Genomic DNA, 10276 nt, shown 5'->3' on the forward strand with positions numbered 1-10276 from the left:
CCCCCCCCCCCCCCCCCCCCCCCCCCCCCCCCCCCCCCCCCCCCCCCCCCCCCCCCCCCCCCCCCCCCCCCCCCCCTCGCCCGGTCCGGCTGGTTCTATGGCTGATCCGCCGGTACCGGGGTCTGCTGGTACACCACGCCTTTCCAGCCGCCGGCCTCGAGCCGGTAGGCCGTCGTCACCATCACGTCACCCGACGGGTAGTGCGCCCGGTAGGTGACGACACCGCTCGTCTCCGACAGTACGAACGCGCGGACGTCGTCAGTGCCGGTGCTCGCGAAGGCGGACGCCGACGACGACATCTGCGCCACGATCGCCTCCTTGCCGAAGACGCCGTAGGGGGTGATCGCGATGGCGTCGGCGGCCAGGTAGCGGTCGTAGAAACCGCCGTCGCGGCGGGTCGTGGCCTCGAGCGCCGCCGACTTCAGCCGTAGCAGTTGCTCCTCAACGTGACCCATGCGTGCACGGTAGCGACGAGCACCGACAGTCCTTCGCTCCCGCGAGCGGAACGGGTGCGCCCCGCCGTCCCCTAAGCGCGGGTGAGGACGGTCTTGGCGCGCAGGGCGGCCCAGGTCCGCGGTGCGGATTCCCAGTCGGCGACGGTTTCCACGGCTGGTCGCAGGTCGGGCCCCGTGGCGAGAAGGCCGAGGACGTGGGGGATGTCGGCGCGAGCGTTGGCGCGTCCGGTGACGAAGCGGATGCCGGTGCCGTAGAGGTCGAAGATCGGCAGGTCGAAGGTGTCGCCGTAGTAGATCCAGGTGTCGGTGCAGACGCCGTAGGGCCAGGTCGCCTTCAGCGTCGCGGCGAGGCTGGCCGGGCTGGCTGACGTGCTGACGGTGACCGGGTACGGGTCCGCTTTCGGGTCGGGCAGTGTGGCATCGACCGGGTTGGCGCCGAACCGCTCGGCGGCGGCGAGGCGTTGCGGTCGGTGTCGACGTAGTCGACGTGCGCGCCGAGGGCGGTGGCGAACGCGGTGGCGAACGCGGCGGCGTACACCCCGACGGACAGGCCGCCGGTGACCAGCACGCGACGGTCGGGCTGGTCGAGTGCGGCGAGTTCGTGGGCGTAGGGGCCGACCGTGCGCCACCCATCGGGAATGTTGTCCGACAGCGACGCCACCGCGACCGGGTTCAGGGTCGCGGCAGTGGGAGCAGCATGGCGTCGGCGTACGGGACCGAGACGAGATCGGCGAGGAACCCGGGCGACCGCGACGTCGAGGTCACAGCAGGCGACAGCGATCGGACGCACGATTGCCTGCTCCGGTGCGGTCAGCTCGGGATCGGCGGCGTCATGCCAGCTGTAGCTGCCGGGAGCGTCGAGGACGAGTTGGCGCAGCGGGCCTGAGCTCCTTGAGGTTGTGCAGTCGTGAGCCCTTGATTCGGTCGACGAGGGGTCGTCCCAGGCTGGGGCCTTCGTCGAGGAGGGCGCTCACAGCTTGGCCGACGAGGATCGCGGTGTTTCGGTACTCGAGCGTACTGCTGTCGGCTCGTCGAGCGAACCAGCGTCTTCCCGCCCGCCGGCAGTGACGGCACGCCGCAGGTAGTCGCGGAAAGTCCGGCTGGCCGGGGTGAGCCGGTGGTCGCGGTGGTGCAGGAGGCCGAACGGCGGATGCGGCGGAGACGGGTCGAGGCGGTGGGTTCCCACCGGCGGCCCGGGGGCCAGGGCGGCGGAACTCGCCAGGATCGCGACGCCGAGCCCGACGCTGACGAACTCCCGGATGGCGCGCGGGGAGTCCACCACGAACGGGACGCGCGCCGCGAAGCCGGCCGCGGCCGCCGCGCCGGTGAGGATCGCGCGCAGACCGCTGCCGGCCCGCAGGCAGACGAAGGCCTCGTCACGCACCTCGGCGAGACGCACCACCGGCCGGTGCCGCAGCCGATGGTCCGGCGGCGTCACCAGCAGCACGTGCTCGGCGACCATCGCCTCGGCGCGCAAGCGCGCCGGCAGATCGTCGTGGATGGGTCCCACCACCAGATCGACCGCGCCGGCATCGAGCGCGTCGAGCAGGTCGACGATCAGGCCGGTGCGCAGTGTCACCGAGATGCCGGGATGCTCGGCGTGCAGTCGGGCGAGCGTCACCGGCAGGTCGATCGACCCGAGCACCAGCGTCGCGCCGAGCGCGAGCTGGCCGTGCACCGTCGACGTCAGGTCGGCGAGTTCCGCACGGGCGGCGTCGAGCTCGCCGAGGACCCGCCGGGCCCGGTCGAGCAGGAGCCGTCCGGCCGGGGTGAGGGAGAGCTGCCGGTTACCGCGGATCAGCAGGCCGACCCCGAGCTCCTTCTCCAGCCGCAGGATCTGCGCGGACAGTGCCGACTGCGCGACGCGCAGCGCCGCCGAGGCCCGGGTGAATCCCCCGTGCCGGACGATCGCATCGAAGTAGACCAGTTGCCGTAGCTCCACCGGTGCCATCGTGATTCGAGATGGTGGGCAGCGCAAGCGAGTGTTGGACGGCTGATCTCCCCCCGCGCACTCTCAACGTGGACCTACCACGGGCGGACGACGCGGAATCCACCGCGCTCATCCGCCGGGCCCTCGACCTCGGCGTCACGATGCTCGACACGGCCCAGAGCTACGGTTCGGGGCACAACGAGACCCTGATCGGCGCGGCGATCCACGGCCGGCGCGACGAGGTCCTGCTCGCCAGCAAGTTCGGCATCGTGCGAGACGATGACGGCGTCCATCTCGACGGCCGTCCGGAGCACGTCGCCGGCTTCTGCGACGCCTCCCTGCGTCGCCTGGGCGTCGACACGATCGACCTGTACTACCTGCACCGGGTCGACCCCGCGGTGCCCGTCGCCGACACCGTCGGCGCCATGGCGGAGCTGGTCACCGCCGGCAAGGTGCGCCACCTCGGCCTGTCCGAGGTCAACGTCGGCCAGCTCGAACAGGCCGCGGCCGTGCATCCGATCGCCGCCGTGCAGTTCGAGTGGTCGATCATGTGGCGCGAGCCCGAGGACGACGTCATCCCCGCCGCCGACCGACTCGGCATCGGACTGGTGCCCTACAGCCCCCTCGGCCGCGGCATGCTCACCGGCGCCTTGCCGGCCGGCGCCACCGCCGACGGCGACTTCCGCGCCACCGACCCGCGCTTCGCCGGCCCGCACCTGACGGCGAACCTCGTCGTGGTCGACGCGCTGCGCGAACTGGCCGCCGACCACGACGCGACCGTCGGCCAGCTGGCCCTCGCCTGGCTGCTCGCTCAGAGCCCACGCGTCGTGCCGATCCCCGGTACCCGTCGGGTGACCCGCCTGGCGGAGAACGCCGCCGCCGCGCGGGTCAACCTGTCCGCCGCCGACCTGCGCCGCCTCGACGAGATCGCCCCCCGCGGCGCCTGGGCCGGCGACCGCCGCTCCTTCGCCGCCCACAACCTCACCCGCACCGCACCGGCGTAGCGGAGCGCGCCGACCGGTTGTCCCACGGCGGTCACTGAGCTGAACGCCGAGGTGGTGTTGCCCATCGGCGGTAGACGGGTCAGGCCACGGCGCGTTCGCCGACGGGCCGGCGGCGCAGGCTCGCCTGGTTTCAGGTCCCAGGACTGTGTACCGCTACCTTGCGGGTCACGGCCTCATCGTCTCCACTGCTGAGCGACCAGGAGTGTCTGGCCGGCTGCGCGCTCCGCGGTGACCCTTACCGGCCTCTTCGCTCCGCGTACGCCGTGGTCACGACGCCTTGGAAGGCGGCGAGTCACGGCGTCGGCGGGGGAGGCGGCGGAGTCTTCACCCCTGCCGAAAGCAGTGGCGTCGCGACGGCGGCAGACGGCGCTGGCGTCACCACCACACCGGCAGAGGGCGGAGGAACGACGTCCTTGGCGGTAGACGGTGCGGAAGCCGGTGGCGACACGACACCGATCGAAACCACTGGCATGCCCCGCCTCATCTGAACGCAACAGCGCCGACTATTCCAGGTCGCGGCTGCGGTCGGGCACCCACGTGTAGAGGTCTCGGGGTGGCCTGACATAATTTTGGGCGTTTGGCCGGTCCGGCATGACAAGCGGGGGTCGCTCGACCTCCTGGTACGGAACGGTCGACAGCAGGTGGCTGATCATGTTTATGCGGGCTCGGCGCTTGTCGTCCGCCTCGACCTCGAACCAGGGCGATTCCGTTGTGTCGGTGTGGACGAACATGTCGTCCTTGGCGCGGGAGTAGTCCTCCCAGCGGCGGATGGACTCCAGGTCCATCGGTGAGAGCTTCCAGCGGCGCATCGGGTCATCCAGCCGGTCGCGGAAGCGGTCGTCCTGCTCGGCGTCGCTGACCGAGAACCAGTATTTGCGCAGCATGATGCCATCGTCGATGAGGAGCCGCTCGAACACCGGGCACTGCGCGAGGAAACGTCGGTGCTCGGCTGGCGTGCAGAACCCCATGACCCGCTCGACGCCGGCGCGGTTGTACCACGACCGGTCCATCAGGACGATCTCGCCGGCGGCGGGCAGTTGCTCGATATAGCGCTGAAAGTACCACTGAGTTTTTTCCCGCTCCGTTGGCACCGGGAGGGCGACGATCCGGGCGACCCGCGGGTTCAGATATTCGGTGACGCGTTTGATGGCGCTGCCCTTCCCGGCGGCGTCTCTGCCCTCGAATATCACGACCAGGCGTCCGCCAGTCGCGCGGATCCACTCCTGCATGGTCACCAGCTCAGCCTGGAGCCGGAGGAGTTCCTTCTCGTAGAGCTCACGCTTCAGCCGCGGTGCGGCGTCACGGGTGCCGGTCCGGCGTCTGACTTGTCCGCTCATACCTGTCCAAGGAGGGAGGCCGCAGGGGCTGGTCCGTTGCCGTCCGCCATTATTCCATCCGGCCTGCTCACTGGTGCACCATCCTCGTGTCGGAACTCGTAAATGGGAGAGTTCGGACACGCCCCTGGTCCCCACCGGGCCATCGCCCTGCTCGCTCGACCGTCAAGCTCCGTCATGAGTTCCGCGAGGCCCGGTGGCCCAGGACACCCCGACTGGCTGTAGGGCTGCGCGCCAGTGAGCGCCGATCAGTGAGCGACCGGCTGTGGTGTCCCGGGACCCCGCGGGCATGGGTTCAGCCGAGCCGAAGCCTCTGGGGAAGGTCGGTCGGTATGTCCGCCACCGGGGGCTGACGTCTCGGCCTGGCTCGCGGCTCTGAGTGAGGACGGTGCATAGCCGGTGGGCGGGCGTCAGAGGATCACCTTCGCTTGCGAGTACACGGCGCACGCCAGGGATCTCCGCGGCCGCGGTCAGACGAAACCCGCCCGCTCGTAGAAGGAGACGGCCCGAACCAGCCTGTTCCCTCGTGCCCGAAAGCAACAAGCCGCCCTGGAGAATGCGCGCGGGCCAGACAGAACGCGAGTAGCAGCTCGAAGCCGGGCGGGGTTGCCGGGATCAGCAGATCCGCGAGACGGCCCCCGAGCCGTCGAGTAGAACGGCAACATGCTGATCGTTGTGGGTGTCGACACCGACGATGACATCGTCGCGGGAAAGCATCACGCCGGACATCGGCTGGCTGATCTCCTCACAGATCACCGGTCACATCCCGCTGGTCGGGCGGGCGGACAGGACTGCGATGAGACGCTGTTGTGATCAGGCTTCTATCAGGTCACTGCCCGCCCGGCCAGCGGTCCAGGGCCGCCGCCACGCCAGCCGACAGGTCAACGCAAGGGCACCCGAAGGGCCGGTCACAGCAAGAGTCAGACCAGCGTGGCAGCGACAACATGATGCTCGCAGCCATAGCAATCACCAGAGGATCCGACGGATCGCCGCACCTGATGTCTCTCGCAGATCTTCGCGAATTCCCGGGACGTGTCCTGACCGAATTCAACCGGTCGTCGCAACACCGGCCTGTTGAATTGAGAGTAGCTGGTTTTTCATCGCTTCGGTGGGGGTTTTCTGGTCGGCGGACATGGACCAGCCGACGATGCGCCGGGCGTACAGGTCGAGGACGACGGCGAGGTAGAGCCAGCCCTGGCCGGTCGGGATGTAGGTGACGTCGGCGGTCCAGACCTGGTTCGGGGCGGGGCGCTGAAGTCGCGGTTGACCAGGTCGGGGGGCAGGTGCGCGGCCCGGTCCCGGCGGGTCAGGCTGACCCGGCGGTGGCGGTGGACTCCGTACAGGCCAGCCTGCTTCATCAGCCGGGCGACGCGCTTGCGGCTGACCTGGACGCCGGCGGCGGCCTGGTCGGCGTGCACGCGTGGGGCGCCGTAGGTGGCTCGGGACGCCGTCGCGCTCGGCGGCGTTGATCTCGTCCGTTCGGGTGTCGTCCTGGCGGGAGGCTTCCCGCACCCAGTGACGGATCGACCGCCCCGACGGGCTGTATTCCTTCGCGAGTTCCTCGGCAGCCGGCCGGCCCGGACAAGATCCACCATCTGTCGGCGGAACTCCTCCGTGTGCGGCGGTTTTGAGCTCGACACCTGTAGTCCTCCCTGAGACCATTATCTCAAAGAGTCCAGGCGTGAACAGAATCGGGTCAACTTCAAGTACAGCCACACCCACCGAAAACTACAGCCAGTTATCGGCCATTAAAGCTGTTCCCCGGAAGGCCGCCGCCTTCTTCGGTGCATCCAGGCCAAGGACCTGGTTCAGCCCCAGTCCTCTCCGGCGGCGGCAGTCGCGGCCGGGATTAGGTTGGTCGACAACACGTCCCAGCCCTTGTTGTTACCGAGACGCATCATGGCCTGAGCTGCGGTGGTCTGAGCTGCGGCGGTCGGCCGGCCGGTGGTACGGAGGCGCTCGCCCCAGATGTTCGTCATCGCGGGTGATTCCCTTCGTGGCACGTTCCCGGTCCTGGGCGCCGGTGGCTCGGCGCCCGGTCTGGAACTGACCTTAGGTACCGAGGGCTTCGCCTCGTTATCGTCTGTGCTTCGTGGCGTTAGTGCAGGAGGGAGTCTCCGCGGGAGGTTTCCCTCCGTTTGTTCGGAGGTTTTCCAACCCGTTGCTGAGGCCGCCGAAATGCGAGAATCGGTGCGGTGGGGTCGCGTGGCCCTCCGCCTGGAGGAGGTGAGCAGGTATGACGAAGGGGAGTGTGGAGGGGCCGCCGATGACTGCCATGAGCCTTCCTGCGAGGGCGCTGCCCTTTGTTGGCGCACGCGCGGTGACCTGCCATGTCTGGCTGTCGAGACGACTGTCGTGTCCCGAGCGGTATCTGGGGTTGCTCGATGACGCGGAGCAGTCGCGAGCCGCCGAGTTCCTGCGCGAGCAGGAACTCGGGCTCTTCGTCACGGGCCGGGTCCTGGCCCGCGCCGCGCTGGGCCTGCTGGCGGGTATCCCCGCCAGTGACGTCGCCCTCCACACCCGCTGCCCCGGCTGTGGTGGTTCGCACGGCAAGCCGACGCCGGTGGGCGCCGCGGCGGGCTGGGAGCTGTCGATCTCGCACTCCGTGAGTCTGGTCGCCGTGGCGGTCACGCATGGCCATCCCCTGGGCGTGGACGTGGAGCGCTACGTCGCCCCCGCGGAGCCGGGCATCCCGGTGGAGTACGAGATGGTTCTCACCCCCGCGGAGCGGTCCGCCGTTGAGTCCTTGGCGAGCGATCGGCAGGCAGGCGCCTGTCTGACGCTGTGGACCCGCAAGGAGGCGGTGCTCAAGGCAACCGGCGAGGGGTTGAACCGGCCGATGGACTCCCTGACGGTCAGCGCCGCGGGCCAGGCGCCGGCGGTCGTCGGCTGGGCCGATGACGAGCCGGGCGCACACCCGCGGATCGCCCTGGTCGAGCTGCCGCGGGTGGATGGTTGCCTGGGCGCCCTGGCTGTCCAGGGCGCGGACACGGCTGCCCTGATCCTCGGATCGGGTGCCGACATGCTGGCCGAACGGATGCGATAACGAAAGAAAAGCCTCGCTCGGTAGGTTCCTAGTATGGTGACGGGCTCGAACCTTCCGAAAAGGGAGGCGGCGTGATCAGGTCAAAGCGGCATCATGGATGAGGATGCCGCCGACTGGACGCGGACGACATAGCGCTAGCTGAATGTCCCCGTTACCGATTACCCCGCGTAACCGATGCCCGTCAGGGACATCCGAAGGAGGCGCGACATGGCTTCGAACGACCCCGCGCGAATCGCCGAGCGCAGTCAGCGGCTGCGCGCGATCGACCAGGACATTATCGACCTGGTCCGCCAGCGTCAGGAGACCGCCGGGCAGCTGCGGACCCTGCGCCGACTCGCGGGTCTGGGCGAACTGCAGCCGACCCAGGAAAACGAGGTGGTGAGTCGGTACTGCACAGCCCTGGGCCGCAGCGGCGCCCCGATCGCGCTGCACCTGCTCCTGCTGGCCCGCTCGGCGAAGGCGGGGGAAGGCGGGGCCTGAGCCGTCCCGGCGAGCACCGACCGCCCGCGGGGCGAAGTTTCGAGTTTGCTTACCTTGATGCCCAGAACAAGGGAAAAATGCATTGTGTCCAATGACCGCGCCACCATGCAGTCCCGGCCGACCCGCACGAGGCCGCGGGTCGGTCCCTGGCGCCTACTGACGCTTCCGTTTCGCGGTGAGACCTGGCGCCACCTGCTGTACGCGCTGCTGATACCGCTGTTCGCCGGTCTGATCCTGACCCTGCAGTACGCGATGAAGGCCGCCTACGACAGTGGCCACGCGAAGGCGGGTCCACTGGTGCTGCTCGCGGCGATCGTGTTCGCCGCGTCGGCAGGTCCCGCCTTCGAGCGCATGCGGCTGCGGATCTTCTTCGACGAGCACCTCGTGGCGCGCGGCTCCCGCCGCGTTCCCGGCGCTCTCGCCTTCCTCTTCGTCAACATCGTGCTGACGACGCTGTCCTTCGCGATCACGATCGGCTGGGTGATCGTGTCCGCCCGGAATCTCACCTACCCGATCTGGGGCTGGGCGCCCTACCCCGACCCCGCCTGGGGTGGGCCAACCCCGGTAGGCGCGGTGACCCTGCACTTCCTCGCCGGGGTGGTGGCATTCTTCGTGCTTCCCTGGGTGGTTGTGCGGATCACCGAATGGCAGCGCGCCGCCGTGCGCCGCTTCGCCGCCGACCGGCCCTGAGCACCAGGGCCTCGGCATAGTTGTCGGTTAGCAAGCAAGCTTCATGATTGCTTCTAATGGTCGTTCGGGGCGGCGTGCGTGGTGACGAATCCCTGCGGCGATGTTCGTGACGCCGGTCAGGCGCGGGATCGTGATCGCGAGGTTGCGTAGGCTGGCCATGACCTGGGGCGTGTTGCCGGTCCGCACCTGACTGAGGTCCTCACCGAAGGTGACGTCGCGGACCCAGTGCAGCCGGTTCTCGATCAGCCAGTGCTCCCGGACCATCGCGGCGAGCCGGGTTGGGCTGGCGTGATGCGTCGGCAGGCTGGTGATGAGGTAAGCGACCTCGGTCTCGGTGGGTCCGCCGGTGAGTGGCTGGCGTCGGCGGGTGATCCGCATCGCCTGCACGGCGTACGGGAACAGGAGCCCGGCGCGGACCTCGGTGGCTTTCACGGTTCGCCGCTCGCGGCGGCCGTGGCCACGCTCCACGGTGCGCGCGGTCGTCGTCACCTGGCCCCAGGGCAGGGCCGCGAGCTGGGCATACAGGCTGGGCTGGTTCGCTTTGACCGTCAGGACGTAGTGCGCTCCGCGGCCGACCAGCCAGCGGGCGGTCTCGGTCTGGGTATGCAACGCATCCGCCGTGACGATCACGCCGGTCAGGTCGAGGTCGGCGAGCAGGATGGACAGCGCGGGGATCTCGTTCGTCTTCGCGTCCACCGCGACCTGGCCGAGCACGACACCGGTGTGATGGTCGAGGGCTGCGAGTAGATGCCGACCCGCGACCTCGCCGGTGCGGGAGCCCCGCAGAGTCTTGCCATCGACCGCGACCCGCCGCCGCGTCCCCGCCTCTGGGCTGGTCACCGCGGCGGCCCACGCTCCCAGCACCGTGTCCAGCGCGTCGGCGTCGCCCTCTGTGCCAGTCTCGGGTGAGACACCCGTTGGGTGCGGGTTGGCTACAGGGGGCGTGATCGGAGATCCTTGTGCTTGTGGAGTCAGAGTCGCTAGATCGTCCGGGTGGGTCGTCGGGGCGTGATCCGGCGCCGCGTCCGTCGCGGCGGGTGTTCAGTACGGCGTACAAGCTGCGGATTCTCGCCGAGTATGAGAACGCGCCGCATGGTGAGAAAGGCGCGGTCCTACGGCGGGAGGGTTTGTTCTCGTCTCATGTGCTGGAGTGGGCGCGGGCTCGCGACGCGGGCGCGCTGGGTGGGAGACCGGCGACGGCTCGTGGGCCGGAGAAGAAGCCGGGGAGGTCCGCGGAGCAGGTCGAGTTGGAGAGACGGTAGGTGTCAAGTCAAATGAGACAGTGGATCTTCGGTTGGTTGGCTTGGTACTGGCTGGTTGATCCACACGGTGTCGGG

At 69.4% G+C, this 10276-nt stretch carries 11 protein-coding genes and 2 pseudogenes; 4 read left to right on the top strand and 9 right to left on the bottom strand.

Going from position 1 to position 10276, the window contains the following annotated elements:
- Positions 1-95: 95 nt before the first annotated feature.
- From MXD58_RS11760 to MXD58_RS11775, 3 genes are all read right to left on the bottom strand, one after another.
- Positions 96-455 (bottom strand): nuclear transport factor 2 family protein, encoded by a 360-nt coding sequence (locus tag MXD58_RS11760; protein WP_248837442.1) that lies wholly within the window; start codon positions 453-455, stop codon positions 96-98.
- A 334-nt stretch (positions 456-789) separates the two neighbouring features.
- The gene (locus MXD58_RS11765) at positions 790-1245 is read right to left on the bottom strand and encodes a hypothetical protein (RefSeq protein WP_248837443.1); all 456 of its coding nucleotides are present in this window, start codon (positions 1243-1245) and stop codon (positions 790-792) included.
- 180 nt (positions 1246-1425) lie between these two features.
- A complete protein-coding gene (locus MXD58_RS11775) occupies positions 1426-2397 on the bottom strand; it encodes a LysR family transcriptional regulator (RefSeq protein ID WP_248837444.1) in 972 nt (323 codons plus the stop codon).
- A 77-nt stretch (positions 2398-2474) separates the two neighbouring features.
- Here MXD58_RS11775 and MXD58_RS11780 point away from each other — a divergent pair, with 77 nt between their 5' ends.
- Entirely contained in the window at positions 2475-3389 is a 915-nt protein-coding gene (locus MXD58_RS11780; RefSeq protein ID WP_248837445.1) for an aldo/keto reductase, read from the top strand.
- Positions 3390-3892: 503 nt separating this feature from the next.
- Here the strand turns inward: MXD58_RS11780 and ppk2 are convergent.
- From ppk2 to MXD58_RS11800, 5 genes and pseudogenes are all read right to left on the bottom strand, one after another.
- On the bottom strand, positions 3893-4726 hold the full coding sequence (gene ppk2, locus MXD58_RS11785; RefSeq protein WP_248837446.1) for a polyphosphate kinase 2: 834 nt from the start codon (positions 4724-4726) through the stop codon (positions 3893-3895).
- Positions 4727-5338: 612 nt separating this feature from the next.
- Complete coding sequence (locus MXD58_RS11790; protein ID WP_248837447.1) at positions 5339-5479, bottom strand: hypothetical protein; 141 nt, start codon at positions 5477-5479, stop codon at positions 5339-5341.
- Between the two features lie 291 nt (positions 5480-5770).
- Positions 5771-5968 (bottom strand): annotated as a pseudogene (locus MXD58_RS30270) (DDE-type integrase/transposase/recombinase); the annotation flags it as partial.
- Positions 5969-6051: 83 nt separating this feature from the next.
- Positions 6052-6318 (bottom strand): annotated as a pseudogene (locus MXD58_RS31095) (IS3 family transposase); the annotation flags it as partial.
- A gap of 213 nt (positions 6319-6531) precedes the next feature.
- Entirely contained in the window at positions 6532-6702 is a 171-nt protein-coding gene (locus tag MXD58_RS11800; protein ID WP_248837448.1) for a hypothetical protein, read from the bottom strand.
- Positions 6703-6998: 296 nt separating this feature from the next.
- Between MXD58_RS11800 and MXD58_RS11805 the strand changes: the two genes are divergently transcribed.
- From MXD58_RS11805 to MXD58_RS11815, 3 genes are all read left to right on the top strand, one after another.
- Positions 6999-7769, top strand: coding sequence for a 4'-phosphopantetheinyl transferase family protein (locus MXD58_RS11805; RefSeq protein WP_248837449.1), 771 nt, complete (start codon positions 6999-7001; stop codon positions 7767-7769).
- 207 nt (positions 7770-7976) lie between these two features.
- Positions 7977-8249: a chorismate mutase family protein gene (locus MXD58_RS11810; protein ID WP_248837450.1), complete on the top strand. Its 273-nt coding sequence runs from the start codon at positions 7977-7979 to the stop codon at positions 8247-8249.
- 105 nt (positions 8250-8354) lie between these two features.
- On the top strand, positions 8355-8939 hold the full coding sequence (locus MXD58_RS11815; RefSeq protein ID WP_250609309.1) for a sensor domain-containing protein: 585 nt from the start codon (positions 8355-8357) through the stop codon (positions 8937-8939).
- Positions 8940-8966: 27 nt separating this feature from the next.
- Here the strand turns inward: MXD58_RS11815 and MXD58_RS11820 are convergent, their stop codons facing one another.
- Complete coding sequence (locus tag MXD58_RS11820; RefSeq protein WP_308301949.1) at positions 8967-9914, bottom strand: ISAs1 family transposase; 948 nt, start codon at positions 9912-9914, stop codon at positions 8967-8969.
- Between the last annotated feature and the right edge of the window lie 362 nt (positions 9915-10276).

Origin of the sequence: Frankia sp. AgKG'84/4, assembly GCF_023242965.2 — a bacterium.
Lineage (GTDB): Bacteria > Actinomycetota > Actinomycetes > Frankiales > Frankiaceae > Frankia.